The sequence below is a fragment of the Humibacillus xanthopallidus genome, assembly GCF_006716675.1.
Taxonomy (GTDB): Bacteria; Actinomycetota; Actinomycetes; order Actinomycetales; family Dermatophilaceae; genus Humibacillus; species Humibacillus xanthopallidus_B.
In genome coordinates this window covers 1,114,457-1,139,949 of record NZ_VFPM01000002.1, presented here as the reverse complement: position 1 = coordinate 1,139,949, position 25,493 = coordinate 1,114,457, and the positions used below count along the sequence as shown (strand labels likewise).

The following is a 25,493-nucleotide window of genomic DNA, read 5'->3' as shown; positions in this document are numbered from 1 at the left end:
CCCGTCGCCGATCGTCGGCCCATCGTGACGGCTCGTCGCTGCCCACCCCGCGACGTCAGCCTCCGGTGGGTGAGGATGGGGCCCATGGAGATCGAGAGCCTCGAGGAGCTGGACGACCACCTCGACTCCGGCGAGCCGCTGTCGGGGCTGCGGTTGCAGGACCTCGACCTCTCCGGGCTCGGCGACCGCCTCGCCGCGCACGGTGACCTCACCGGCCTCGTCGTGCTCGGGGGGCGCGTGCCGCCCGCGGTCGCCGAGGTGCTCCTGCACGGCGGGGCCATCGTCTTCCCGGGCATCGCCGACGCCCCTGTCGACCCGTGGCGCGGGCTCTACGTCCCCGCTGACCTCTACGCGGGCCTCGAGCAGGGGTATGCCGCGACGCCCGACGCGCGCGCCTACGCCTGGTTCGTCGACGCAAGGCTGCGCTCCGACGCCTACTGCACGCTCGTGCGGGCGATCCACGACGACTCGGTCACCGACGCGCTCGACGAGTTCGTCGCGGGGCGTTCGGTCGTGGGGATCATGGGTGGCCATGCCGTGGGACGGCACTCGGCGGCCTACGCGGGGGCGGCCGGTCTCGGCCACGCGCTCGCGGAGGCGGGGCACGTCGTGGCCACCGGAGGTGGGCCGGGCGCGATGGAGGCGGCCAACCTCGGCGCCCTCTGCCGCACGCCGGATGCCGTGGCCGAGGCCGTGCGGCGGATCGCCTGCGTCCCCGGCTTCCGCCCCGATGTGACCGCGTGGGCGAGCGTGGCGCTGGAGGCTCGCGAGGCGGTGGTCGGCGACGAGCCCACGGCGACGCCCGAGACACTCGGACCCACGGCGCGTTCGCTCGGCATCCCGACGTGGTTCTACGGGCACGAGCCGCCGAACGTCTTCTGCGACGTCATCGCGAAGTACTTCTCCAACGCGATCCGCGAGGAGGGGCTGCTCGTCCGCTCCACCGCGGGAGTCGTCGTGCTCGACGGTGCGGCGGGCACCGTGCAGGAGGTCTTCCAGGCGGTGACCCCGCTCTACTACGCCGCGGACGACGAGCCGCTGGCACCCATCGTGCTCGTCGGCCGCAGGCACTGGACCGAGACGGTGCCGGTGTGGCCGGCGCTGCAGGCACTGGCCCGCGGCCGGAGGATGGAGCAGGTCCTGCATCTCGTCGACACGATCGACGACGTCCTCCCCCTCCTGCCACCACCGCCGTCCCCTTCACAGCCTGATTCGAGGTGATCGCGGCACCCACGTCCGTGTCGACATCACCTCGAATCCGCGGTCAGGAGCCGCGGAGGACGGAGCCGAGAGCCTCGAGCACCGCCGGGTCCTCGATCGTCGCCGGCACGGTCGGGGTCCTGCCGTCCGCGATCTCGCGCATCGTCTTGCGCAGGATCTTGCCCGAGCGGGTCTTGGGCAGACCGGCGACGATGTCGACCTGGTGGAGGGCCGCGACGGCGCCGACCTCCGAGCGCACGCGGGCAACGAGCTCGCGGGTGATCCGCTCGCCCTCGCTCGCGGCGTCGATGCCGGACTTCAGCACGACGAGCCCCCGAGGCACCTGGCCCTTGAGGTCGTCGTGCACCCCGATGACCGCGCACTCCGCCACCGCCTCGTGACCCGCGAGCGCTGCCTCGAGGGCGCCGGTCGAGAGCCGGTGCCCGGCGACGTTGAGCACGTCGTCGGTGCGGCCCATGACGTAGAGGTAGCCGTCCTCGTCGACGTAGCCACCGTCGCCGGTGAGGTAGTAGCCGGGGTAGGCCGAGAGGTAGGAGCTGACGTAGCGCTCGTCGTCACCCCAGAGCGTCGGCAGGGTGCCGGGCGGCATCGGCAGCTTGATGCAGATCGCCCCCTCGACCCCGGGCTCGACCGACTCGCCCGTGCCATCGAGGATCTGCACGTCGTAGCCGGGCACCGCCACCGTGGGCGAGCCCGCCTTGATCGGCAGCAGCCCGATTCCCTTGGGGTTGGCTGCGATCGGCCACCCGGTCTCGGTCTGCCACCAGTTGTCGATGACGGGCTTGCCGAGCGCTGCGGACGCCCACTCGTAGGTGTCGGGGTCGAGTCGCTCACCGGCGAGGAAGAGCGCCCGGAAGTTCGACAGGTCGTAGTCGGCGACGAGCGACGCGGTCGAGTCCTCCTTCTTGATCGCCCGGAAGGCGGTCGGCGCCGTGAAGAGGCAGACGGCGCGGTACTCCTCGATGACGCGCCAGAAGGCCCCGGCGTCGGGCGTGCCGATCGGCTTGCCCTCGTAGAGCACCGTCGTCGCCCCCGTCAGCAGCGGCGCGTAGACGATGTAGGAGTGGCCGACGACCCAGCCGACGTCGCTGGCGGTGAACATCGTCTCGCCCGGCGCGACGTCGTAGATGGCCTCCATCGACCAGCGCAGGGCGACCGCGTAGCCCCCGCTGTCGCGGTAGATGCCCTTGGGCTTCCCGGTCGTGCCCGAGGTGTAGAGGATGTAGAGCGGGTCGGTCGCGGCGACCGTCACGCACTCGGTCCCCTCGAGGGCGGCATCGCTCGTCTCGAAGTCGCGCCAGTCGATGTCGCGATCGCCGAGCTCGGCCTCGAGCTGCTCGCGCTGGAGGATGACGCAGTGCTCGGGCTTGTGGTCGGAGCGGTGGATCGCCTCGTCGAGGAAGGGCTTGTAGGGCACGACCCGACTCGGCTCGACACCGCACGAGGCCGACAGCACGACCTTGGGGGCGGCGTCGTCGATGCGCGCGGCGAGCTCCTGGGGCGCGAAGCCGCCGAAGACGACGGAGTGGATCGCGCCGATCCGGGCACAGGCGAGCATCGCGATGACGGCCTCGGGCACCATCGGCATGTAGATGACGACGCGGTCGCCCTTGCCGACGCCCAGCCCGCGCAGGCCGCCGGCCACGGCGCGCACCCGAGCCAGCAGGTCGGCATACGTCAGTGTGGCCTTGGTGCCCGTGACGGGCGAGTCGTAGTGGACGGCAGCCTGCTCGCCGCGACCGGCCTCGACGTGCCGGTCGACGGCGTTGAAGCAGACGTTGAGCTCGGCATCGGGATACCACCGGTAGAACGGGGGCCGCGAGTCGTCGAGGATGCGGTCCGGCGGGGTCACCCAGTCGATGGCCCGAGCCGCCTCGCGCCAGAACCCTTCGGGGTCGCGCAGGCTGGCGTCGTGGATGCTCTGGTATGCCGTCGAAGCGCCGTCGCTCATGGCCTCACTGTGCCGCCGAGGAGGCCTCCGCGCCAGACTCCGTGCGCCGAGGTGACGCATCTGACAGCCGAGCGGTCGTGATCGAGACGCACATCACGGCGGCGACGAGACAGAGCGCCCCGGCGACGTACCACGCGAGGGTGTAGGTGCCCAGCTGGTCGCGGACGAGCCCAGCCCCCAGCGCGGCGAACGCGGCCCCGATCTGGTGGGAGGCGAAGACCCAGCCGAAGACGATCGGCGCCCGCTCGCCGAAAGCGCTGCGGCACAAGGCGATCGTGGGAGGCACGGTGGCCACCCAGTCGAGGCCGTAGAAGAGGATGAACGCAAGCATGTTGACGTGCATCGAGTCGCTGAAGAGCGAGGGCAGCAGGAAGAGCGATCCCCCGCGCAGCGTGTAGTAGGCCGTGAGGAGGATGCGCGGGTCGACGCGGTCGGTGAGCCACCCGGAGAAGACCGTGCCGACGATGTCGAACACGCCGACGAGCGCGAGCAGCCCCGCCGCCGTCGTCGTGGCCATGCCGTGGTCGTGGGCGGCCGGGATGAAGTGGGTGCCGACGAGGCCGTTCGTCGAGGCGCCGCACACCGCGAAGCTGCCCGCGAGCAGCCAGAAGACCTTCGTGCGCGACGCGTGACGCAACGTCGTGAGCGCCAGCCGCGCCGGGTGGCCGGTCGGCCGCGGCGGTCGCCCGACGGGCGTGCCCTCGGGAGCGCCGTAGGCCGTGATGCCGAGGACGCTCGGGTGGTCGTGCAGCTTCCACAGCACGAGCGGCACGACCGCGAGCGCGGCGGCCGAGGTCGCGATGGCTGCGCTGCGCCAGCCGTGGTGCTCGGCGAGCCAGGCCAGGACGGGCAGGAAGATCAGCTGGCCGGTGGCTCCGGCCGCGGTGAGCACGCCGGTGACGAGGCCGCGGCGTGCGACGAACCAGCGCCCGGTGACGGTCGCCACGAGGCTCATCGCCATGGCGCCGGTGCCGAGCCCGACGACGATCCCCCAGCAGAGCACGAGCTGCCACGACGCAGTCATCCAGATCGGCAGGAGCGACCCGATGCTGACGAGCACGAGGGCGGTCGCGACGACCCGCTGGATGCCGAGGCGCTCCATGAGGGCGGCCGAGAAGGGCGCCGCGAGTCCGAAGAGGACGAGGTTGACCGATACGGCGCCGCCGATGACGCCCATCGGCCAGCCGAACTCCTCGTGCAGCGGCGTCATGAGCACACCCGGGGTGGAGCGGAAGCCGGCGGCGCCGATGATCGTCAGGAACGTGACGACGGCGACCCACCACGCGGGGTGGATCCGCCGGCGCGGGGGTGCGGGCGGCACGGGCGAGGAGGACGTGCGCGCCGTGGCAGGCAGGGTCGCCTCAGTGGTGACGACTGGGTCGAGAGGGCTCACGGGAGCACTCTGCTCCATCCGGCCGTCTCGGACGAGTGGCCTGAAAGACACGATGTGCAAAGATCAGGCCATGGGTGCACACCTCGACCGAGCTCGACCCGCCCGCCGGCGACGACCCCACACGCCACATCGGGTCGCGGTGCTCGCGCTCGACGGCGTCGTCGCCTTCGAGCTGGGCCTGCCGCACCGCTTCTTCAGCGCCAGCGCCCTCGACCCGGGCTGGCCGGGCACGCCCACCGGCGCTCCCGCGCCCTACGAGGTCACGATGAGCACGCTCGACGACGGCCCGGTGCGCACGTCGGCGGGGTATGCCGCCCTCCCGACCCACCCGAGCACGGTGATCTCCGAGGCCGACACCATCGTCGTGCCGGGCATCACCGACACCGAGATCGTCACCCATGGCCGGCTCCCCCAGGCGCTGGTCGACCTCGCGGCGACGGCTCGACCGGGGGTGCGCTGGCTCTCGATCTGCACGGGCGCCTTCGTCCTCGCCGGGCTCGGCAAGCTCGACGGCCGCGAGGCGACGACGCACTGGGTCTATGCCGACCTCTTCCGCCGGCACTTCCCGCACGTGCGCCTCGACCCCGACGTGCTCTATGTCGACCACGGCGACGTGCTGACCTCCGCCGGCAACGCCGCAGGCATCGACCTGCTGCTTCACGTCCTGCGGGCCGACCTCGGGTCGGACGCCGCCAACCGGGTGGCCCGCGGGGCGGTCGTCGCCCCGTGGCGAGCCGGCGGTCAGGCCCAGTTCATCGAGCGGCCGGTCCCCACCGGCACCGAGGCCGGCACGGGTCCGACCCGCACCTGGGTGCTCGAGCACCTCGGCGAGCCGATCGCCTTGTCCGACATGGCTCGTCACGCCGGCATGAGCGTGCGCACCTTCACCCGGCGCTTCCGTGAGGAGACCGGCGAGACCGCCGGCAGCTGGCTCCTGCGCGCCCGGGTCGAGCGAGCCCGACAGCTCCTCGAGACCACGGATCTGCCCGTCGACCGCGTCGCCGCCGATGCCGGGTTCGGCACGACGGCCTCGCTCCGACAGCATCTCGCGGCGGCGGTCGGCCTCTCCCCGCTCGCCTACCGACGCACCTATCGCGCCGAGCCGGCCTGACCCCCAACCACCGGGGTCAGGTCGCGAGCGGGAAGTGGGGATGCCTCGGCGAGCGGCCCTGGAAGCTGAGGATGGCGGGGTTCTGGATGACCCCGTCGCGGATCTCGATGGCCCGGCGGACGGTCGGGTGGGCGTCCCAGGCCTCGGGGCCACCCATGACCGTCGGCAGGAAGGGCAGCAGCCCCTCGCTGATCTCCCACGTCGCGGCGTTCCACAGGTAGGAGGGGCTGTGGTCGACGCCGTAGTAGAGCACGTTGTCGCCGACGATGAAGGTGGGCTCGGAGAAGGTCGTGGGCTTGGCCCACGTGAACCCCATTCCCTCGTCGCACGACACGTCGATGATGAGAGTGCCGGGTGCAGCGTGCTTCAGGTCCTCGTCCGTCATGAACATCAGTGGTGCGTCGGTGTCCTGGAGCACGCAGTTGACGATGATGTCGTGGTCGGCGAGGAACTCCCCGAGCGGCACCCTGCCGTCCTCGGTGACGGCGTGGCTCACCCTCGCCCGGGTGTCGTCGGTGTCGAAGTGGACCATGTGCGCCGAGTGGATGGGCGAGGCGACCGCCGCAGTCTGTCGGTGGGTGAGGACGTCGACCTCCATCACGCCGAGCGCGTTGAGGGCCGTCACGGCCCCGCGGGCGGTGGCGCCGAAGCCGATGACGACGGCCCGTCGGTGCGGCCCGTAGTCACCGGTGATCCCCGCGATCTGCATCGCATGGAGCACCGAGCAGTAGCCGGCCAGCTCGTTGTTCTTGTGGAAGACGTGCAGGCTGAACGACCCGTCCGCGTTCCAGTGGTTCATCGCCTCGAAGGCGATGAGGGTGAGCTGACGGTCGATCGCCAGCTGCGTGAGCTCGCTGTCCTGCACGCAGTGCGGCCAGCCCCAGAGCACCTGACCGACGCGCAGCGCGGCAATGTCGCTGAGCAGCGGCTTCGGCTGGAGGATGACGTCGCACTCCTCGACGAGCTGCTCCCGCGTGCGGAAGCCGGCGACCCACTCGGACAGCTGGCCGTCCGTGACGCCGAAGCGCTCACCGTAGCCCCGCTCGAGGTAGATGCTGCCGCGCAGCTCCTCGGGGATGCGGCTCAGGTGGTGGGGGTGCAGGGCGAGCCGACTCTCGTTCTCCTTGAGCGACCGGGACATGACGCCGAGGCTGAGCTGGTTCACGCGGCTACCTCCTGAGGGGCCGTCCGCCGCGCCGTCCGCCGGTGGCGACACCACTGGGGCCCGGGTGGTCAGGACCCGTTCAGCCTACGCCCGGACACCTCCCGACGTCGGGCATCAGAGCGCGGGTGACGCGCTTCACGCAGCCCCGCACGATGCGTCAGGCGGTCGAGGCGGCGAGCTGCCCGCAGGCCCCGTCGATGTCCTGGCCGCGGGTGTCGCGGATCGTCGTCGGTATGCCGTGTGCCCGCAGCCGCTCGACGAAGTTCTGCTCGACGCCGGGTCGCGACGCAGTCCATTTCGAGCCGGGAGTCGGGTTGAGCGGGATCGGGTTGACATGCACCCACCCGCTCCCCCGCGCCGCGAGCTTCTCGCCGAGCAGGTCGGCACGCCAGCCGTGGTCGTTGATGTCGCGGATGAGGGCGTACTCGATCGAAACGCGCCGGCCGGTCGCCTCGTAGTAGCGGTAGGCGGCATCGAGGGCCTCGTCGACCGACCACCGTGTGTTGATCGGCACGAGCTCGTTGCGCAGCTCGTCGTCGGGGGCGTGCAGTGAGAGGGCGAGCGTCACCGGGATGCCCTCGGCCGTCAGCTTGTCGATGCCGGGCACGAGGCCGACCGTCGACATCGTGACGCCGCGGGCGGAGATGCCGAGGCCGTCGGGTGCCGGGTCGGTGAGCCGGCGGATCGCCCCGATCGACGCCTTGTAGTTGGCGAGCGCCTCGCCCATGCCCATGAAGACGACGTTGCTGACCCGCAGCGGGGCCTCACGGTCCTCGTCGCCGCCGCCGGCGAGCTCACCGCGGCGCAGCGCCCGGGCCGCCCACACGACCTGCTCGACGATCTCGCCCGCCGAGAGGTTGCGCGTCAGACCGGCTTGGCCCGTGGCGCAGAAGGGGCAGTTCATGCCGCACCCCGCCTGGCTGGAGATGCAGATCGTCACGCGCTTGGGATAGCGCATGAGGACCGACTCGACGATGGCGCCGTCGTGCAGACGCCACGCGTACTTCAGGGTCTGCCCGTCGTCGGCCACCCGCTGCACGATCGGTGTCAGCAGCGTCGGCAGCAGGTCGGCGACGAGCTCGGACCGCACGGCCTTGGGCAGGTCGGTCATCTGCTCAGGGTCGTCCTCGAGCCGCTCGAAGTAGTGCGTCGAGAGCTGCTTGGCGCGAAAGCCCTTGTGCCCCAGCGACTCCACGGCCTGCTTGCGCTCCGTCGGGGTGAAGTCGGCCAGGTGCCGCGGCGGCTTGCCCCGGCGCGGGGCCTGGAAGGTCAGCTGCCCCGGCACGGGACGCGTGGTCGTCGGCTCGGGCAGCACGACGGGGGCGACCGGCGCGGTGGGCGCGTCGGAGGTCGGCTGTGACGTGGCCTCGGGAGCGGGGACGGTGGGGTCAGGGGACTCGGTCATGGTGCCCCCATTGTCTCAGGCGTCGAGGGCCCGCTGCTCCGCCACGGTGTTGCCCCCGTCGACGAGCAGCACCTGACCGGTGACGTATGCCGCCTCCGCACTCACGAGGAAGGCGATCGCCGCCGCCACCTCCTCCGGCGTGCCGGACCGGCCGAGCGGTGTCACGAGCCCTTCGAGCGCCTCGTCGTCGGTCTGCGACCCGGTGGCGATCCAGCCGGGCCCGACGACGTTGGCGGTCACGCCGTGGCGGCCCTCGTCGACCGCCAGCCCGCGCGCGAGGCCGACGAGCGCGGCCTTCGACGCGGCATACCCCACCTCGCGGCGCATGCCCATCGCGGCGCCGGTGACGCTGCTGACGAAGACGACGCGACCCCGGCCCGACGCCCGCAGGTGCGCCATCGCGGCACGGGTGACGAAGTAGGCGGTGTCGAGGTTGCGCGAGATCGACCGGCGCCACCGGTCGGGGTCGGTCTCGTCGATCCCCCCGCCGAGGGTGTCGGGCTCGGTGGCGCTCACCATGCCGGCGTTGTTGACGACGGCGTCGAGCCCGCCGTGCCGCGCCACGCACTCCTCGACGACCCGTGCCGCCACGTCGGGGTCGGTGAGGTCTCCGACGTGCCCGGACGCAGTCACCCCCATGGCCTCGAGCTCGCGGACCCGGTCGTCGACGCGGGCCGTCGTCGCGGCCAACGCGACCGTCGCTCCGAGCCGCCCGAGCAGCGCAGCGGTCACGAAGCCGATGCCGGTCGGCCCGCCAGCTCCGGTCACGAGCACGACGCGGCCGGTCTGGTCGAAGGGTGGCACGACGGTGGCGTCTCGGTCCGGGGCCATGGGATCAGGCCGGCTGCACGGCGAGAAGCGTCAGCACGGCCCAGACGATCGGCGCGACGACGACGAGCGAGTCGAGGCGGTCCATGATGCCGCCGTGGCCGGGAAGGATGTGGGACATGTCCTTGATGCCGAGGTCGCGCTTGATGAGCGACTCCATGAGGTCGCCGACGGTCGCGGCGATGGCCACGCCGACGCCCATCGCCACGCCGATGACCCAGGCGTGCCCGAGGAAGAAGTGGACGGTCAGGGAGCCGCTGACCACGCACAGCAGCACCGAGCCGGCAAAGCCCTCCCACGACTTCTTGGGGCTGATCGTCGGAGCCATCGGATGCTTGCCGAAGAGGACGCCCGCGGCATACCCCCCGATGTCGCTGCAGACGGCGGTGACGAGGAAGACGAACATCCGCGCGACGCCGTCCTCCGCCGACAGCAGGAGCATGGCGAAGCCGACGAGGAAGGTCGGGTAGGTCGCGATGAAGATGCCGCCGAGCACGTCACGGCCGGCACCGGCGAGGCGACCCGTCGTGCGCCACAGCACGATGGCGGCGCAGGTCAGCGCCCACGCGACGGTCAGGGCGGCCGGGCCGTGCACGTAGGCCGCCCACATCATGACGGAGGAGCCGACGAGCGCCGGCACGAAGGGGGCCCGGACGTCGGCGTGACGCAGAGCCGCTCGTAGCTCCCAGATGGCGACCATCACCGCGAGCGCGACGACGACGGCGAACGACTCCTTGCGGATGAGCAGGGTCGCGATGATGAGCGCGCCCAGGCCGACGCCGACCCCGATCGCCGTCGGCAGGTCGCGGCCGGCCCGGCTGGGCTTCTTGGCGAGCACCTGCTCGGGCGGCAGGCCGGCGATGTCGTCGAGGGCGGGGTCGTAGGGCACGGGATCGAGCAGGCCTTCACCCTCGTGGGCCGCCGTGGGGACTGGCTCCACGGGGTCCGGTGGTGGATCGGTCGTCATCGTGGGTCGAGAGCCGAGGGGGTCACACCTCGAGCAGCTCGGTCTCCTTGGCCTTGACGAGACCGTCGACGAGGTCGGTGTGCTTCTTCGTCAGGCCGTCGAGCTCCTTCTCGGCGCGCGAGCCGTCGTCCTCGCCGACCTCGCCGTCCTTGACGAGCTTGTCGAGGTCGGTCTTGGCCTTGCGCCGGATGTTGCGCACGGAGACGCGCGCCTCCTCGGCCTTGTGGTGTGCGAGCTTGATGTACTCGCGCCTGCGCTCCTCGGTCAGCTCGGGCATGACGCACCGGATCTGGTTGCCGTCGCTGCTCGGGTTGACGCCGAGGTCGGAGTTGCGGATGGCGCGCTCGATCTCGTGCATCGCCGACTTGTCGAAGGGGATGACGAGGATGGTGCGCGGCTCGGGGTTCTGGAACGACGCGAGCTGCTGCAGCGCCGTCGGCGCACCGTAGTACTCGACCATCAGCTTGTTGAACAGGCCCGGGTTGGCGCGGCCGGTGCGGATGCCCGCGAAGTCCTCCTTGAGGACCTCGACGGCCTTGTCCATCTTCTCCTCGGCCTCGAACAGGGTCTCTTCGATCATGGTGCGTGCGCTTCCTCGTCCTCGGTGGTGCCAGTGGGTGCTGTCACGTCGTGCAGGTGCTCGTCAGGTGCTGGTCAGGTGCTGGTCAGGTGCTGGTCGGGCGGGCCAGGCGTGGTCAGGCGTTGGTGACCAGCGTGCCGATCCTCTCACCGAGCAGCGCCCGCGTGATGTTTCCCGCGCCTTCCATCCCGAAGACGACCATCGGCAGCTTGTTCTCCATGCAGAGGCTGAAGGCGGCGGCGTCGACGACCTTGAGCCCCTCGACGATCGCGTCGTTGAAGGTGACGGTGTCGAGCTTCTTCGCGTCGGGGTTGGTGCGGGGGTCGGAGTCGTAGACGCCGTCGACGCCGTTCTTGGCGATGAGCACGGCGTCGCACTTGATCTCGAGGGCGCGCTGGGCGCTCACGGTGTCGGTCGAGAAGAACGGCATGCCCGCACCGGCTCCGAAGATGACGACGCGGCCCTTCTCGAGGTGGCGGATGGCCCGCCGCGGGATGTAGGGCTCGGCGACCTGCTGCATGCCGATGGCCGACTGCACGCGGGTCTCGATGCCCTCCTTCTCGAGGAAGTCCTGGAGCGCGAGACAGTTCATCACCGTGCCGAGCATGCCCATGTAGTCGGCGCGCGTGCGGTCCATGCCGCGCTGCTGAAGCTCGGCGCCGCGGAAGAAGTTGCCACCGCCGATGACGACGGCCACCTCGACGCCGCCGCGCACGGCGTCGGCGATCTGGGTGGCGATTCCGGCGACGACGGCCGGGTCGAGGCCGATGCGGCCACCGCCGAAGACCTCGCCGGAGAGCTTGAGAAGCACCCGGTGGAAGTGGGTGGAGTGGGCGTCGGTCATGGCGCGGGGCCTCCTCGTGGGACAGTTCCGGCGGTCGGTCGATCTTTCCACATGCGGCCCGCCACGGCCGCATCGAGGCCCCACCCGCGCCGACGCCGCAGGTGGGGCCCGTCAGAGCAGCCTCAGGGGGCGCTCGAGCCGGCCCCCAGGAGCGCGGGGAGCCCGTCGGCGAGGCGCTCGTAGTCGTCCTCGTCGTTGTACGGGGCGGCCGCGAGCCGCAGCAGCCCGCGCCCCGCGAAGGACACGGGCGGCACGACGAAGCCCGCGGCATACAGCCGCTGCCACAGCGACGCGGCGCCCTCCGGCGTCTCGGCGACCCCGGGCGGGAGCGCGACGACCTCGAGGCACGGTGCCGTCGGTATGCCGGCGCGCGGGCTCGGCGTGCCGAGGGCCGTGCGCACGTGCTCGGCTCCCCGCCGCAGGAGCTCGGCGTTGCGCTCGACCTGCTGCCACCCGCCGAGCGCGTGCCACGCCGCGAGGCCGTCGGGGACGGCGAGCCAGGCGGAGTGGTCGACCGTGCCTTGCAGGTCGAAGCTGGCGGGGAAGGGGAGGCCGTGGCTCCACGAGGTGACGAGCGGTCGGACCCGGTCGCGGTGGTGCGGCGCGACCCACAGCACGGCCGCCGAGCGCGGCGTGTAGCTCCACTTGTGGAGGTTGCCGACCCAGAAGTCGACCCCGAGCGCCTCCACGACGAGCCCCGGCAGCGCGCCGGGGACGTGCGCGGCGTCGACGAGCACGGGCACGGGTGTGACGGCGGCGGCCACCTCGGCCACCGGGAGCACGAGGGCCGTCGGCGAGGTGATGTGGTCGATGATGACGAGCCGGGTGCGGTCGGTCACCGCTCGCGCGACGGCGTCGACGACGTCGTGGGGGTCGTCGCCGAGCCCGAAGGTCGCCGTGGTCGCCGTCGCACCCCGGGACTGGACGGCGTACGCCGCTGTCGGGTAGCCGTGCGAGCTGACGACGACCTCGTCGCCCGGGCCCACTTCGAGCGAGGAGAGCACGACGGCAACGCCCTCGCTGACGTTGCGCACGAGGGCAGCCGTGTCGGCCGGCACCCCGACGAAGGCGGCGGCCGCCGCACGCGCCGCCTCGAGGGCGGCAGGCAGCTCGTCACGAAAGGCCCGCATCGGCGCTCGCTCGACCGCGGAACGGGCGCGGTCCTGAGCCTCGCGTACCGCGCGGGGCACCGCCCCGAACGCGCCGTGGTTGAGGTGGGTCAGGCGCGGGTCGAGCTCGAAGAGATCGGCGATGTCACGGCGCACCGACCCATCCTGCCTCAGCGCGGTGCCGCGTCCTCCAGGGTGGTGCACCGGTTCAGCTCGGCATCCGAGGCCGGGGCCAGGCCGAGGGCCGAGGCCCGCGACCGGCCGAGGTTCCACGCGAGGACGTCGTCGCCGGACGCCGGGTCGAGCGCCACCGCGCAGATCGCAAGGTCACGGGGCAGGCCGGCGACGATGGTCGGGGCGGCGTCAGGACCGAGCGTGGACAGGTAGGCGATGTCGAGCTTGCCCGTGGCGGCATACCGGTCGATGTTGTGCTGAGCCACCCAGGCCTCCGGGTTGAGCACCCCGCCCACGAGGACGAAGGCCGCCGCCGACAGGAGCGCTGCTCGCGGCAGCCACCAGCCGCGGAGCCGGATGCCCGCGACGAGCACGAGGACGACGAGCAGGCCGAGCCACAGCTCGAAGGCGTCGACGAGCACGCGCAGCACGGTGAAGCCGTACGCCTGCTGGTAGAGGTCCATGCGGTGCAGCGCGGACGCGACGACGACGAGCGTCAGGGCGCACAGCGAGCCGACGAGGACCCGGAGCACGAGTCTCTCCCGAGGCGTCTCTTGGGGCGCCTTGCGCACGGTGAGCGCGATGGTCGCGAGGGTGAGCACCGTGGCGACGGTGAGCTGGCCGAAGCCCTGGTGGACGTAGTCCGCGTAGGTCAGCCCGGTCGTCCGCCGGACGTAGTCGTGGCCGCCGAACATCGCCGCCGCCTGTGCCACGACGAAGGCGACGAAGAGTGCGACGACGAGGCCGAACGGCACGACCCACTCCCACACCCGGGCGACGGGGCGGGCCACCGGGGCGACGATCCGCTGCACCTTGGGCGGGTTGAGGGCGACGTAGGCAGCGGCGAGAAGCGCGCCGCCCATGACGAAGCCGACGAAGAAGCGGAAGATCAGGCTGTCCCAGGCGAGCTGAGGAACGAGGGCACCGGCCCACGAGCCGAAGACCGCATCGCCCGACGCAAAGAGGCCCCCGAAGACGACGAGCGCGACGAGCGAGATCGCGGCGGTGCGCACGATGGGCCAGACGATGGCGACGCGGCTCGTCGCACCGATGGTCCGACCGAGGAGCGGCAGGCCGCGCAGCGCCGCCAGCGGCCACGCCGCGGCCCCCGCGACCACGGAGGGCAGGCCGGTGGCGCCGGTCAGGGCCGTCGCGGTGAGGACGATCCCGAGCAGGACGGCGAGCACCATGAGCCAGTCGGCGGCACGGAGCACCGCCAGCGAGGCGAGCCCGATGCAGACCACCGCGGTGACGAGGGACCACCGAGACGTCCGGCGCCCGGACGTGCGCCACAGCACGGCGCCGCCGGTCAGCAGCACGACGAGGAGCGCGAGACCCATGTTCCGGTAGGGCAGCAGGATCGCCGAGAGCACGCCGACCCCCACGCACACGAGGAGCAGCCGGACCTGCGGGGCGAGCCCAGCCTCGGGCCACAGGTCACCGAACACGGAGTCGATGAGCGGCTCGCGGTCGCCGACCGGGACGGAGTCCGTGGACCTCGTCGGGGCGCCGGGAGCGCCGGGGGTGGCCGGTGACGCACCGGCTGCAGCAGGGACGGGCTGTGGCACGGGAGGCTCCTCGAGGTGGGGCGGTTCGGTGGTCTTCTGGGGCGCTGGGGTTGCGGGCGTGGGGGCCGGTCGTGGCTCGAGCGGCAGGACGGCACGGATGCGAGCGCCACGCTCCCCCGGCGGGGTCTCGAGCACCGAGATGGACCCGCCGTGCAGCTCGCACACCCAGCTCGCGATCGCGAGGCCGATGCCCGTGCCGCCACCGGCGTCGTCGCCGGAGCCGAAGCGGTCGAAGATGCGCTCCGCCGACTCCGCCGGCACGCCCGGGCCCTCGTCGCGGACGAGCAGCCACCAGCGCTCCGAGCCCTCGCGGCCGGCACTCACGGTGACGGTGCCACCGGCAGGGCTGTGCCGGTCGGCGTTGTCGAGGAGGTTGGCGAGCACCTGGTGCAGGCGCGCGTCGTCGGCGACGACGCGGAGGCCGCTCGGGACGTCGACGACGTGGACGGTGCCGCGACGCGACACCGCGGCCTCGGCGACGGCCTGCTCGACGAGCTCACGCACGTCCACGCGGGCGAGCGTGAGCGGGACCCGGCCACCGTCGACCCGGCTGAGGTCGAGCAGGTCGCCCACGAGGGCCCCGAGTCGCTCGGCCTGGGCGAGGGCGGTGCGCAGCACCGCGTCGTCGGGGCGCACGACACCGTCGACGAGGTTCTCGAGCAACGCCTGCTGCGCCGTGAGGGGGGTCCGCAGCTCGTGCGAGACGGTGGCGACGAGCTGGCGGCGTTGCCGGTCGGCATCGGCGAGGTCGGCTGCCATCGTGTTGAAGGCGGCCGCGAGCGCGCCGACCTCGTCGGCCGATGTCGCCGACACGCGCTGGGAGTAGTCGCCCGTCGCCATCCGTGACGCCGCCGACGTCATCTCGCGCAGGGGCGAGGTCATGCCCCGGGCGAGCCACTGGGTGACCCCCAGCGCGGCGACGATCGTCACCGGCAGCGTGAGCCAGGTCGGCACGCCTGCGCGGTCGCCGATCTGCGCCACGACGGCAGCCACGACGATGCTCACGGCGACGAGCAGGCCGAGCTTGACCTTGATCGACCGGATGCCGTCGAGCGGGCGGTCGGCGTTCACCGGGCACCCGGTCGCGGCGACCCTTCGAGGGCGTACCCGACGCCGTGCACGGTGCGCACCCGCTCGGCACCGATCTTGGACCGCAGTGCCTTCACGTGGCTGTCGAGGGTGCGGGTGCCGCGGGCATCGGCCCAGCCCCACACCTCCTGCATGAGGTCGTCGCGACCGCGCACGGTCCCGGGCTCCGCAGCGAGCGCGATGAGCAGGTCGAACTCCAGAGGGGTCAGGTGCACCTCGGTGCCCGCGACGACGACGCGGCGGGAGGCCCGGTCGACGACGACGTCGCCGACCGCGAGCTGGCTGGTCTGGGTGCCCGCGAGGTCGCGGGCGCGGTCGACCCGGCGCAGCAGCGCCCGGATGCGGGCCACGACCTCGCGCATGCGAAAGGGCTTGGTGAGGTAGTCGTCTGCGCCGACCCCGAGGCCGACGAGCAGGTCGGTCTCGTCGGCTCGGGCGGTGAGCATCAGCACCGGCACGGGCCGCTCTGCCTGGATGCGCCGGCACACCTCGAGCCCGTCGAAGCCGGGCAGCATGAGGTCGAGGACGACGAGGTCAGGCGCGTGATGTTCGTGTGCCTGCACGGCGCCCGGCCCGTCAAACGCCTGGACGACTCGAAACCCCTCTGCGAGAAGGCGATCGGTGAGGGCTTGGTTGATCGTCGCGTCGTCCTCGACGACGAGCAGCATCGCCTGCGTGTCGTGCCTCGGCGGTGCAGCGCTGGTCCCCTGGCTCATGTCCTCGAGCCTAGGAGCGGGCTGCGGCAGCGGGCGCGTGCGACGTGTGGAGATCCTGTGAAGACGCGAAGCGGCCCGGGGCGGGTGCACCGCTCCGGGCCGTCCAGACCCCGGCTGCCTCAGATGAAGAGCAGCTGGGCGCCTGCGGTCATCTCGATGAAGTCGGACGCCGAGATGATGCCTTCGACATCGTCACGCAGGTCCGCCTCCGTCAGATGGTTCATGTCCGCAGACAGTCGACACGCCCACAGGTGACCACCTGACGCGACGATCTGGTCGAGGAAGTCGGGCACCTCGGGAATGTCGAGCTCGGCGATGGCCTTCTTGAGCTGAGACGTGGCGAGGTGGGTCATTCCCGGAATGCCGCCCAGGCCCTGGGGCATGTGCATCGCGGTGTTGCCGAGCAACGTGGCCTTGAGGCTGCTCTGGGTCTTCTTGTTGATCATGTCGAAGCCCCAGAAGGTGAAGAACAGGTGGGTCTCGATGCCCTCGCCGAGCGCGGCGTTGCCGAGGATGAGGCCCGGGTAGGCCATGTCGAGGGTGCCCTTGCTGCAGATGATGGCGAGCTTGCGGCCCTCCTCCGACGGGGTGTCGAAGGACGGGACGAACGGCGTCTCGGTCTGGACGTCGTGGTCGATGGTGGTCATGTCGTGCTCCTCAGGTCTTTCGGTGTGGTGGGAGAGGCTGGTCGGTGCGAGCGCGCTGGCTCAGACGCAGCCCTTCGGCTTGGGCACACCGGCGACGTAGGCCATCTTCTTGGCCGGCTTGCCGGGGAACAGGGTGAAGAGCTGCTTGACCGGCATCCCCGTCTGGGTGCTGACGCGACGGAGGGTAGGGGTCTCGCCCTGGGCCCTGTAGTCCTGGCGGAGGTAGTTGACGAGCTTCCAGTGGTCCTCGGTCATCTCGACACCGATGAGGCGGGCGAACTCGGCGCCGAGCTCCTCGGTCCAGTCGTCCGGGTCAACGAGGAAGCCCTCGTCGTTGACGTTGATCTGGCGGCCGGCAATGGTCGTGCTGGGCATGGGAATTCGGTCCTTTCAGACTGTGGCGTCGGCCGGGATCTTGCCGGTCATGGACATCTGGGCGGGGAGGCCGATCGGTCGGCCGGGCAGGAGCACGTTCCAGTAGACGTGCCGGAAGGCGAGCTTGCCGACGTGGTTGGCGCGCGACTCCTTGAGCAGGGTCATCGGGCCGATCTTCGCGATGGGGAACGTGCCGGTGAGCGGCTCGGTGTCGTAGTTGAAGTCGAGGAGCAGGGCCTTGCCCTGGCCCGACTCGACGAAGCAGTTGGCGTGCCCGTCGAACGAGTGCGTCATGGGCTTGCCGGCCACGAGCTCGAGGAAGTTCTCGACGAAGACCTCGACGGAGAAGTGCGCGACCGATCCGGCCTTGGAGGTCGGGATGTTGCTCGCGTCGCCGAGGGCGAAGATCTCCGGGTACTGCGTGGACTGCGACGTGTGCTTGTCGACAGGCACGTAGTTGAGGTCGTCACCGAGGCCCGAGCGGGCCACGAAGTCGGCGCCCATGTTGAGCGGGATCGTCACGAGCTGGTCGTAGGCGACCTCTCGCTCGTCGTAGGAGATGAGGACCTTGCGCTCCTGGTCGATGTTCTCGACCATGAAGTCCGTCTCGACGGTGACGCCGCGCTCCTTGAGCAGGTGGCCCAGCTCCTTGCTCGCCACCGGCTTGGTGAAGGCGCCGTCGAGGGGCGTGACGAAGACGATCTCGGTCCGGTCGCGCAACCCACGGCCTTTGAGGTAGTCGTCGGCGAGGAAGGTGAACTCGAGCGGGGCGACCGGGCACTTGAAGGGGAGCTCGGTGATGTGCACGACGAGACGCCCGCCGGTGAAGGCGTCGAGGGCGTCACGCAACGCGACCGAGCCCTCGTACGTGTAGAACTCGCCCACGGACTTGTGCCACTCGTCGCCGAGCATTCCGGGCGTCTGGTCCGGCCGCGGGGAGGTGCCGGAGGCGATGACGAGGTAGTCGTAGGTCAGCGTCCGCCCGTCCGTGAGCGAGACGGACTTCGCCTCGGCGTCGACACGGTCGATGTCAGCGAGGACGAGCTCGATGCCGTCGTGGATGAAGGCGTGCTTGCTCTTGCGGATCTGGTCTGGAGTGTTCATGCCGAAGGGGATGAACAGGTAGCCGGGCTGGTAGTCATGGATGTCGTTCTTGTCGACGACCGTGATCTTCCAGTCACTCTTCGACAGGCGGTGTCGGAGCTTGTTCGCGACCATGGTTCCGGCCGTTCCAGCGCCCAGCACCACCAAGGACTTCTGTGTGGTGGTCATGTTCCCGACGGTACCCCCATGGGTATGTGAACGCTGTGACCCACGAGACAGCGGGAGTGTGACCGTGCAGACACCGGGGGCGCCTCCGCACCCTGCGACACGCTCACCCGGGCACTACAGTTCGACCGTGCCCGCATACCTCGACGCCGCCCGCTCCGTCATTGCGTCGAGGCGCGCGGCACGACGGGTCACGACACCCGAGCGGCTCCGTCCTCTCGACTTCGCTCCCTTCGAGGCCGCACTGGCGGCCCTCTCCAGCACGGACGCCGACCGGGTCAGCGCCCTGGTCGACGGAGCCGACATTGCCTCTCTCGCAAGGGCGCTCGACTCCCGATCGCTCACCGCACGCGACCTGTTGCTGCACCACCTCGCCCGGGTCCGGGCCCACGACGACCGGCTCCGGAGCATCATCGAGCTCAACCCACATGCTCTCGACGAGGCACGTGAGTCGGACGAACGACGTGCCGCGGGTGCCTCGCGAGGCCGGCTGGACGGCATACCCCTGACGGTGAAGGACAACATCGCGACCGCGGGTCCGCTGCACACGACGGCGGGCACGTTCTCGCTCGCCGAGCACGTGGCCGACGGCGACGCTGCCGTGGTCGCTGCCGTCCGCGAGGCGGGGGCGGTCCTGCTCGGCACGAACAACCTCTCCGAGCTCGCCGGCGCGGTGTCGACCACCCCCGGCGTCAGCGCCGTCGGGGGTCAGTCCGCCAACCCCTACGGCCCCGACTTCTCACCCGGCGGCTCGAGCAGCGGCACGGCTGTCGCCGTCGCCGCCGGCCTTGCTGTCGTGGGCATCGGCACCGAGACCTCGGGCTCGCTCCTCGCGCCTGCGTCCTTCAACGGCGTCGTCGGCATGAAGCCCACCCACGGGTTCGTTCCCGGCACGGGCATCGTGCCGCTCGTCTCCACCCAGGACGACGCCGGGCCCGTCGCCCGCACCGTGGCCGACGCGGCCGACCTGCTCGAGGCGATGACCGGCGGGGCGGTCCGCGTCGAGTCGGGCGAACCGGGCGGTCTGCCGGGCTCGCGGGTCGGGGTGCTCCGGGCCGAGGTCGTGCGCCAGCGCAGCGCCCTCGAGGACACGACCGACAACGCCGCCCTGCTCGACCGGGCCGCAGCCGCGCTGGAGGCGGTCGGAGCGACCTGCGTCGAGGTGGAGGTGGCTGACGCGAGGACGACGTCCTCGGTCGAGAAGGAGCTCCTGGCCGTGGTGCTCGGCGGGCTCTCGCACGAGACGATGGCTGCCGTGGCCGCCGCGGGAGGACCGGCATCCGTGGCCGAGCTGCAGCGTCTCGGCCTCGCCGACCCCGAGCGCCGCATCCCCCGGGGGCAGACCCTCGTCAGCCTCGCCGCCGTGCGCCGCACCACTGCCGAGGCACACGCCGCGGCCGCCGCGGCCCTCGTCGAGCGCTCACGACAGCTGCTCGACGAGGCCTTCGAGCGGGTCGGCGCCGACGTGCTCCTGTCCCTGTCGAACGTCCACTCCCCCTTCTACGCCAGCGCCGGACACCCCGCCGTGACCGTGCCCCTGGGCCTCCGGTCGAGCGGTATGCCGGTCGGCGCCACGCTCATCGGCCGGCGGGGGGCCGACGCCCACGTGCTGCGCTGGGCGGGCGCTCTCGAGGCGGCGACCCACGCGAGGGTCAGCCCGCGGCTCTGAGCCAGCGCCCGCATAGTCGGGTGACGAAGGGCAGGAAGACGTACGTCATCCACGGGGTCGCGACGAGCGTCGAGACGAGCACGCGCAGCACGACCGGCCAGCCTGCGCTCACGGGTGCCAGCAGGACGGTGAGCGCGAGGCTCGTCGGGAAGAAGGCGAGCCAGATGACCGTCGCCTGCTTCCACCTCGGCGGGGGCACCGCCGCCGCGGTGGGCGACTCCGTCACGTCAGGGATGGAACGCGTCTCCGGCTCGTCGAACCACCCCTCGATGCCCGTGCGGTACTCGGTGCGACGGTGCTCGACGAGGTCGGCCGCCGAGCGGAGCCAACGCATCCGCTCCGTCGACCGCTCCCAGGCGTCGAGGTGCGCCCGCGAGTCGAAGCGGTAGAGCATGTGCCAGTCCTGCTCACCCGACCGGACCCAACCGGCGCCGAGGAAGCCGTCGAAGCGCTCAGCCATCGAGGTGCCCGCGTGCACCCAGGCCTGCATGAGCAGCTCGTCCTGCGGACGCACCCGTCGGGTGATCGAGACCGTCAACGGACCGTCGGTGTCCGCCGGGGCGATTCGCGTGTCGGTGGCCATGCGGCCCTCCTCAGGTCAATGTGCTTGGGACGCAACGATGCCGGCCGCCCCGAGGGGGCGACCGGCATACGTCGTCGTGATGCGCGGGTTGGCGCTACGAAAGGTGCGTGAGGGGTGTCCTCACTGGCCGACGCGGAAGCGCGCGAAGGACTTCGCCGTGGCGCCGCCCTCCTCGAGCACCTTGGCGACGGTCTTCTTGGGCTCCTTGGCGAACGGCTGCTCGAGCAGGACGTTCTCCTTGAAGTAGCCGTTGACGCGACCCTCGACGATGCGGGGCAGGGCAGCCTCGGGCTTGCCCTCCTCCTTCGCCGTGGCCTCGGCGACGCGACGCTCGTTCTCGACCGTCTCGGCCGGGACCTCCTCGCGGGTGAGGACCGTGGGGCTGAACGCGGCGATGTGCATCGCGACGTCGCGGCCCACGGCCTCGTCACCCTCGAGCGCGACGAGGACGCCGATCTGCGCGGGCAGGTCGGGGCTCGTCTTGTGGAGGTAGGAGACGACCTTGTTGCCCTCGAGGCGGGCCACGCGGCGCACCTCGATCTTCTCGCCGATGGTGGCGTTGGCCTCGTCGAGCAGCTCCTGGACGGTCTTGCCGTCGTCGAGCGTGCTCTTGAGGAGCGAGTCGGCGTCGGTGGCCTCGGCGGCAACCGCCAGCGCCAGCACCTGGTCGGCGAGGGCGATGAACTTCTCGCCCTTGGCGACGAAGTCCGTCTCGCAGTTGACCTCGACCATGGTGCCGACGCCGTCGCCGGCCTTGGCCGCCACGAGGCCGTTGGAGGCCGAACGGCCCTCACGCTTCGTGACGCCCTTGAGGCCCTTGACGCGCAGGATCTCGACAGCCTTGGCGCGGTCGCCGTCGGCCTCGTCGAGCGCCTTCTTGACGTCCATCATGCCGGCGCCGGTCTGCTCGCGCAGTGCCTTGATGTCAGCGGCGGTGTAGTTCGCCATGCTCTGTATCGCTCTTTTCGTCCGTGTGTGTATGTCTCGACAAGGGCTGGCCGCGAGGGGCTCAGGCCTGCTCGGCGACCTCGGCCTCGGCGGCAGGAGCCTCGGTGACCTCGGCAGCCGGGGCATCGACCGCGATCTCGGCGGCGACCTCGGGGGCCGGCGTCTCGACGGGGGTCTCGACCGGCGCCTCGGCGGCGGCCTCGGCGGCATCGATCTCCGCGGCACCGGCCGGTGCCTGCGTCGTGGCGGCTGCGGCGTCGGCGTAGAGCTCGCGCTCCCACTCGGCCAGCGGCTCCTCGGCCTGGGCGTCGCCACCCGACTTGCCCGACGAGCGCTGCATGAGACCGTCGGCGACGGCGTCGGCGACGACCCGCGTCAGCAGCGTGACGGAGCGGATCGCGTCGTCGTTGCCGGGGATCTTGTAGTCGACCTCGTCGGGGTCGCAGTTCGTGTCGAGGATCGCGATGACGGGCAGGCCGAGCTTGCGCGCCTCGTCGACGGCGAGGTGCTCCTTCTTCGTGTCGACGATCCAGACGGCCGAGGGGACCTTGGCCATCGTGCGGATGCCGCCGAGGGTCTTCTCCAGCTTGTCCTTCTCGCGCTTGAGGATGAGCAGCTCCTTCTTCGTGTAGCCGGAACCGGCCACGTCGTCGAAGTTCAGCTCCTCGAGCTCCTTGAGGCGCGTGAGGCGCTTGGAGATCGTCTGGAAGTTGGTGAGCATGCCACCGAGCCAGCGGTGGTTGACGTATGGCATGCCGACGCGCGTCGCCTGCTCGGCGATGGGCTCCTGGGCCTGCTTCTTCGTGCCGACGAAGAGGATGGTGCCGCCGTGGGCGACGGTCTCCTTGACGAACTCGTAGGCGTTGTTGATGTACGTCAGCGACTGCTGGAGGTCGATGATGTAGATGCCGTTGCGCTCGGTCATGATGAAGCGCTTCATCTTGGGGTTCCAGCGACGGGTCTGGTGCCCGAAGTGGACGCCGCTCTCGAGGAGCTGGCGCATGGTGACGACGGCCATGCCGTGTCCTCCTGGTGTCGTGGGTTGTCAGTTGTCTGCGTGCGCGCGGCGGGACCGTCCGTGACGGACGGGCCCGACGGCATACGCCGCTCCTGGCGCCTCGACGCACCCCGCCCGCCCTCGGTGGAGGTGCGGGACTGCCGTGGTGCGACCCGGGTGTCGACCCGGTCGGAGACGCGCGAATTTCGATCCGTGCGACGAGCACACGTGACCGTCCGCCATCCTACGACCTGCAGCGGGTTGTGGAGAAATCGAGCCGACCCACCAGAATGACCGGCATGACGCAATGGGTGGAGACGATCCCGGCGTTCGTCGTCCTCACCGTGGTGCTCTTCCTGCCCGGCTGGCTCGTCGTGCGCGCTCTCGGGTCGCGTGGGCTCGAGGCCCTCGCGGTGTCGCCGGCGGTGTCGGTGGGGCTCATCGCCGCCGCCGCGACCGTCGCCCAGCGGGTCGGCATCGCCTGGGGGCTCGCCACGCTGGCCGTCGTCACGCTTCTCGCCTTCGCAGCGGCGTGGGGTGTCGGCCTCCTCGTCGGCCGACTCCCCCTTCGGTGGGCAGGCACCCGCGCGCCCACCGTCTCGCCCAGCCGCCGTCTGCTCGGCCGACCCCGGCCCGACGTCGTCGGGGCGATCGCCATCGGCGTGCTCATCGCGCTCGTGACGATCCTCCCCGCGATCGGGCGCCCCGACGAGCTCGTCGACAGCCCCGACGCCGTCTACCACCTCAACCGGATCGCGCTCTTCCTCGACACGGGCAACTTCTCGATCGCCAACCCGACCTTCTACCCCAACGGCTTCCACGCCTGGGTGGCGACGAGCCTGCTGCCGGGCGTCGCCGACGTGCTGCCGGGCACCAACGTCGCGACCGTCGTGCTCGCTGCCGTCGTGTGGCCGGTCGGGTGCGTGGCCCTCGTGCGGCATGCGCTCGGCAGCTCACGACTCGTGACGTATGCCGGCGGGCTCGCCTCCGCGGCCTTCGTGTCGTTCCCGACGATCCTCCTCGGCTGGGGGGTCCTCTGGCCCAACCTCATGGCCACCGCCCTGACGCCCGGCGCCCTGGCCCTCATGCTGCAGGCGGCGCGCTCCCGTCGGGTCGGGCAGTGGCTCGGCTTCGCCGCCGCGCTGCCCGGGCTCGCCCTCATCCAGCCCAACGCGCTCGTGGCCCTCGTCGTCTTCGCGCTCGTGTGGTTCGGCTCGGCGCGGATGCGCGCGGGGCTGCTGGGACACCTGGGCTGGTGGGCGGTTGCGCGAGACCTCGCGATCCTCACGGCGGCCGTGGCGGTCGGCCTGCTCATCGCGCCGGTCGTGTCGGCGCGCCTCGCCTCGACGCAGTCGTACCAGTGGAACGACCGGGTCACGACCTGGACCGCCCTCGTCGAGGTCGTCGGCGGGCGTCTGCAGATCCCCCACGTTCTCTGGGGCCTGCTCGCCCTCATCGTGCTCGGCATCGGCTGGGTCGTCATGCGGGCACGGGCTGCGCTGCCCGTCGTCGCGATGTGGCTCGCCTGCGTCGTCCTCTACGTCATGGCCGCCTCGTCCACAGCGTCCTGGACCGCCCTCATCACGGGCTACTGGTACAACGACAAGGTCCGGCTCGCCTCTCTCGCAGCGGTTCCCGGTGTCGTGCTCGTGGCGGCAGCCGCTCCCGCCCTGAGGGCGCTGCTGTCGAAGCTGCCCCCGTTGCGCACCCGTCCGATGGTTGCCGCAGCGCTGGCGCTCTCAGTGCTCCCCCTGTCGACGGTCGTGCTCGACGCCCCCACCCGCAGCGACTTCCTGTCGAGCTTCTTCCGACCGGACGCGCCGCACAAGGTGATCCTCTCCTTCGAGGCGCAGGACTCGTTGCGCGAGATCGCCCGCCTCATCCCGCCCGGTGAGGGGGTCGTCGGCCGGCCCGAGAACGGCACTCCTTTGATGTTCGCCCTCTTCGGCACCGACACGCTCTACCGGTCGATCCCGATCCCGACGACGGGCGACGAGATCGTCATCGGCACCGGCTTCAACGACCTCGTCAACCGGCCGGACGTCTGCGCGGCGCTGGCCCGGCACAACGTGCGCTGGGCCATCGACTCCCCGCACACGTACTGGCTCGACCGGCCCGAACGCACCTCCGGTCTGACCGACCTCGACACGGTCGAAGGGCTCGAGAAGGTCAAGACCGTCGGCGACTACACCCTCTACCGGATCACCGGCTGCTGACCCTCACCTGCGGCTCGCCTGCAGGGCGTTCGACCAGAACAGCGCCTTCGGGCACCGGCTAGGCGTGCGGCGCACCGCGTCGCCGACGAACCCAGGCGACCGCGCCGAGCAGCGCAACGACGATGACGGCATACGGCCACCAGATGGCTGGTGCGGACTGCGGGGACGGCTCGGCCGGAGTTGCGGGCGGCGGCGCGGCATCGGGACGGATCGCGCTGAGGGCAGCGTCCGCAGCGACTGTCGGGACCACGACGGGCTCCGCGCGGTCGTCGTCGCCGCCGGGCGGAGCGGCCTCGGACACCACGAGCTCACGCTCAGCGAGGACGGTGGCACCGACTCGTGCCTGGAGGTGCCAGGTGCCGGGTGCGACCGTGGGCGGGATCGTGACGACGGTGTCGAAGTGCCCCTGCGGAGGGTCCTCGACCCGGGCCAGGGTCACCCCCTTGCCGGCAGACGACTCGAGGACGAGCACGATGCTGCTCGTGGTCGGAAGGTCGCCCCGCACCGAGACCGCACCACCTTGGGACGTGGCTGCCGGCTCGACCACCAGACCGTCTTCGCCCCCATGGGCGTGCGCGGAGGTGGTGAGCGCGATCGCCGCGGCCAGTGCCACGGCGATCGCGCCCAGGGTGCGCAGCGCTCCCGTCACGCCTGTCTCAGTCCCGTGC

At 71.4% G+C, this 25,493-nt stretch carries 22 protein-coding genes; 4 read left to right on the top strand and 18 right to left on the bottom strand.

Annotated elements, in window-relative coordinates:
• Positions 1-84: 84 nt before the first annotated feature.
• Positions 85-1,221 carry a Rossmann fold nucleotide-binding protein gene (locus FBY41_RS13200; protein WP_141844681.1) on the top strand — a complete coding sequence of 379 codons (1,137 nt, stop codon included), beginning with the start codon at positions 85-87 and terminating at the stop codon, positions 1,219-1,221.
• Positions 1,222-1,264: 43 nt separating this feature from the next.
• On the opposite strand, the gene FBY41_RS13195 is transcribed toward FBY41_RS13200, so the two are convergent.
• Both FBY41_RS13195 and FBY41_RS13190 read right to left on the bottom strand, forming a co-directional pair.
• The gene (locus FBY41_RS13195) at positions 1,265-3,172 is read right to left on the bottom strand and encodes a propionyl-CoA synthetase (RefSeq protein WP_141844680.1); all 1,908 of its coding nucleotides are present in this window, start codon (positions 3,170-3,172) and stop codon (positions 1,265-1,267) included.
• Between the two features lie 4 nt (positions 3,173-3,176).
• Positions 3,177-4,565: an MFS transporter gene (locus FBY41_RS13190; RefSeq protein WP_375869870.1), complete on the bottom strand. Its 1,389-nt coding sequence runs from the start codon at positions 4,563-4,565 to the stop codon at positions 3,177-3,179.
• 70 nt (positions 4,566-4,635) lie between these two features.
• Between FBY41_RS13190 and FBY41_RS13185 the strand changes: the two genes are divergently transcribed.
• On the top strand, positions 4,636-5,676 hold the full coding sequence (locus FBY41_RS13185; protein WP_141844679.1) for a GlxA family transcriptional regulator: 1,041 nt from the start codon (positions 4,636-4,638) through the stop codon (positions 5,674-5,676).
• Positions 5,677-5,692: 16 nt separating this feature from the next.
• Here FBY41_RS13185 and FBY41_RS13180 read toward each other — a convergent pair whose 3' ends face one another.
• From FBY41_RS13180 to sqr, 12 genes are all read right to left on the bottom strand, one after another.
• Positions 5,693-6,841, bottom strand: a complete 1,149-nt coding sequence (locus tag FBY41_RS13180; protein WP_141844678.1) for a N(5)-(carboxyethyl)ornithine synthase — start codon at positions 6,839-6,841, stop codon at positions 5,693-5,695.
• 157 nt (positions 6,842-6,998) lie between these two features.
• On the bottom strand, positions 6,999-8,246 hold the full coding sequence (rlmN, locus tag FBY41_RS13175; protein WP_260439752.1) for a 23S rRNA (adenine(2503)-C(2))-methyltransferase RlmN: 1,248 nt from the start codon (positions 8,244-8,246) through the stop codon (positions 6,999-7,001).
• Positions 8,247-8,261: 15 nt separating this feature from the next.
• Positions 8,262-9,077, bottom strand: a complete 816-nt coding sequence (locus FBY41_RS13170; RefSeq protein ID WP_141844677.1) for an SDR family NAD(P)-dependent oxidoreductase — start codon at positions 9,075-9,077, stop codon at positions 8,262-8,264.
• Between the two features lie 4 nt (positions 9,078-9,081).
• Positions 9,082-10,014, bottom strand: a complete 933-nt coding sequence (locus FBY41_RS13165; RefSeq protein WP_260439751.1) for a phosphatidate cytidylyltransferase — start codon at positions 10,012-10,014, stop codon at positions 9,082-9,084.
• A gap of 49 nt (positions 10,015-10,063) precedes the next feature.
• A complete protein-coding gene (gene frr, locus FBY41_RS13160; RefSeq protein ID WP_141844675.1) occupies positions 10,064-10,621 on the bottom strand; it encodes a ribosome recycling factor in 558 nt (185 codons plus the stop codon).
• A 115-nt stretch (positions 10,622-10,736) separates the two neighbouring features.
• Positions 10,737-11,465 (bottom strand): UMP kinase, encoded by a 729-nt coding sequence (pyrH, locus tag FBY41_RS13155; RefSeq protein ID WP_141819259.1) that lies wholly within the window; start codon positions 11,463-11,465, stop codon positions 10,737-10,739.
• 122 nt (positions 11,466-11,587) lie between these two features.
• Complete coding sequence (locus FBY41_RS13150) at positions 11,588-12,730, bottom strand: aminotransferase class V-fold PLP-dependent enzyme (RefSeq protein ID WP_141844674.1); 1,143 nt, start codon at positions 12,728-12,730, stop codon at positions 11,588-11,590.
• 14 nt (positions 12,731-12,744) lie between these two features.
• A complete protein-coding gene (locus FBY41_RS13145) occupies positions 12,745-15,387 on the bottom strand; it encodes a DUF4153 domain-containing protein (RefSeq protein WP_141844673.1) in 2,643 nt (880 codons plus the stop codon).
• Positions 15,384-16,121 (bottom strand): response regulator transcription factor, encoded by a 738-nt coding sequence (locus FBY41_RS13140; RefSeq protein WP_260439750.1) that lies wholly within the window; start codon positions 16,119-16,121, stop codon positions 15,384-15,386. The genes FBY41_RS13145 and FBY41_RS13140 overlap by 4 nt, the downstream gene beginning before the upstream one ends.
• A gap of 119 nt (positions 16,122-16,240) precedes the next feature.
• On the bottom strand, positions 16,241-16,768 hold the full coding sequence (locus tag FBY41_RS13135) for a DsrE/DsrF/DrsH-like family protein (protein ID WP_141819251.1): 528 nt from the start codon (positions 16,766-16,768) through the stop codon (positions 16,241-16,243).
• A gap of 60 nt (positions 16,769-16,828) precedes the next feature.
• Positions 16,829-17,143 carry a TusE/DsrC/DsvC family sulfur relay protein gene (locus FBY41_RS13130; protein ID WP_141844672.1) on the bottom strand — a complete coding sequence of 105 codons (315 nt, stop codon included), beginning with the start codon at positions 17,141-17,143 and terminating at the stop codon, positions 16,829-16,831.
• Between the two features lie 15 nt (positions 17,144-17,158).
• Positions 17,159-18,415 (bottom strand): type III sulfide quinone reductase, selenoprotein subtype, encoded by a 1,257-nt coding sequence (gene sqr, locus FBY41_RS13125; protein WP_141844671.1) that lies wholly within the window; start codon positions 18,413-18,415, stop codon positions 17,159-17,161.
• A 127-nt stretch (positions 18,416-18,542) separates the two neighbouring features.
• Here sqr and FBY41_RS13120 point away from each other — a divergent pair, with 127 nt between their 5' ends.
• Positions 18,543-20,081 carry an amidase family protein gene (locus FBY41_RS13120; RefSeq protein ID WP_185749042.1) on the top strand — a complete coding sequence of 513 codons (1,539 nt, stop codon included), beginning with the start codon at positions 18,543-18,545 and terminating at the stop codon, positions 20,079-20,081.
• On the opposite strand, the gene FBY41_RS13115 is transcribed toward FBY41_RS13120, so the two are convergent.
• The 3 genes from FBY41_RS13115 to rpsB form a co-directional block, all read right to left on the bottom strand.
• Entirely contained in the window at positions 20,065-20,664 is a 600-nt protein-coding gene (locus FBY41_RS13115; protein WP_141844669.1) for an antibiotic biosynthesis monooxygenase, read from the bottom strand. The two genes, FBY41_RS13120 and FBY41_RS13115, sit on opposite strands and share 17 nt — an antisense overlap.
• A gap of 120 nt (positions 20,665-20,784) precedes the next feature.
• Positions 20,785-21,612 carry a translation elongation factor Ts gene (tsf, locus tag FBY41_RS13110; RefSeq protein ID WP_141844668.1) on the bottom strand — a complete coding sequence of 276 codons (828 nt, stop codon included), beginning with the start codon at positions 21,610-21,612 and terminating at the stop codon, positions 20,785-20,787.
• A 61-nt stretch (positions 21,613-21,673) separates the two neighbouring features.
• Complete coding sequence (rpsB, locus tag FBY41_RS13105) at positions 21,674-22,630, bottom strand: 30S ribosomal protein S2 (RefSeq protein WP_141844667.1); 957 nt, start codon at positions 22,628-22,630, stop codon at positions 21,674-21,676.
• A gap of 278 nt (positions 22,631-22,908) precedes the next feature.
• Between rpsB and FBY41_RS13100 the strand changes: the two genes are divergently transcribed.
• Positions 22,909-24,825, top strand: coding sequence for a DUF6541 family protein (locus tag FBY41_RS13100; protein WP_141844666.1), 1,917 nt, complete (start codon positions 22,909-22,911; stop codon positions 24,823-24,825).
• Between the two features lie 58 nt (positions 24,826-24,883).
• On the opposite strand, the gene FBY41_RS13095 is transcribed toward FBY41_RS13100, so the two are convergent.
• The gene (locus FBY41_RS13095) at positions 24,884-25,474 is read right to left on the bottom strand and encodes a hypothetical protein (RefSeq protein WP_141844665.1); all 591 of its coding nucleotides are present in this window, start codon (positions 25,472-25,474) and stop codon (positions 24,884-24,886) included.
• Between the last annotated feature and the right edge of the window lie 19 nt (positions 25,475-25,493).

What these genes read in the sequence shown, in the direction of transcription:
- FBY41_RS13200 (WP_141844681.1), top strand. Translation starts at nt 85, where the DNA reads ATGGAGATCGAGAGCCTCGAGGAGCTGGACGACCACCTCGACTCCGGC.
- FBY41_RS13195 (WP_141844680.1), bottom strand. Translation starts at nt 3,172, where the DNA reads ATGAGCGACGGCGCTTCGACGGCATACCAGAGCATCCACGACGCCAGC.
- FBY41_RS13185 (WP_141844679.1), top strand. Translation starts at nt 4,636, where the DNA reads ATGGGTGCACACCTCGACCGAGCTCGACCCGCCCGCCGGCGACGACCC.
- rlmN (WP_260439752.1), bottom strand. Translation starts at nt 8,246, where the DNA reads ATGACCGAGTCCCCTGACCCCACCGTCCCCGCTCCCGAGGCCACGTCA.
- FBY41_RS13170 (WP_141844677.1), bottom strand. Translation starts at nt 9,077, where the DNA reads ATGGCCCCGGACCGAGACGCCACCGTCGTGCCACCCTTCGACCAGACC.
- frr (WP_141844675.1), bottom strand. Translation starts at nt 10,621, where the DNA reads ATGATCGAAGAGACCCTGTTCGAGGCCGAGGAGAAGATGGACAAGGCC.
- pyrH (WP_141819259.1), bottom strand. Translation starts at nt 11,465, where the DNA reads ATGACCGACGCCCACTCCACCCACTTCCACCGGGTGCTTCTCAAGCTC.
- FBY41_RS13140 (WP_260439750.1), bottom strand. Translation starts at nt 16,121, where the DNA reads ATGAGCCAGGGGACCAGCGCTGCACCGCCGAGGCACGACACGCAGGCG.
- FBY41_RS13135 (WP_141819251.1), bottom strand. Translation starts at nt 16,768, where the DNA reads ATGACCACCATCGACCACGACGTCCAGACCGAGACGCCGTTCGTCCCG.
- FBY41_RS13130 (WP_141844672.1), bottom strand. Translation starts at nt 17,143, where the DNA reads ATGCCCAGCACGACCATTGCCGGCCGCCAGATCAACGTCAACGACGAG.
- sqr (WP_141844671.1), bottom strand. Translation starts at nt 18,415, where the DNA reads ATGACCACCACACAGAAGTCCTTGGTGGTGCTGGGCGCTGGAACGGCC.
- FBY41_RS13115 (WP_141844669.1), bottom strand. Translation starts at nt 20,664, where the DNA reads ATGGCCACCGACACGCGAATCGCCCCGGCGGACACCGACGGTCCGTTG.
- tsf (WP_141844668.1), bottom strand. Translation starts at nt 21,612, where the DNA reads ATGGCGAACTACACCGCCGCTGACATCAAGGCACTGCGCGAGCAGACC.
- rpsB (WP_141844667.1), bottom strand. Translation starts at nt 22,630, where the DNA reads ATGGCCGTCGTCACCATGCGCCAGCTCCTCGAGAGCGGCGTCCACTTC.
- FBY41_RS13100 (WP_141844666.1), top strand. Translation starts at nt 22,909, where the DNA reads ATGACGCAATGGGTGGAGACGATCCCGGCGTTCGTCGTCCTCACCGTG.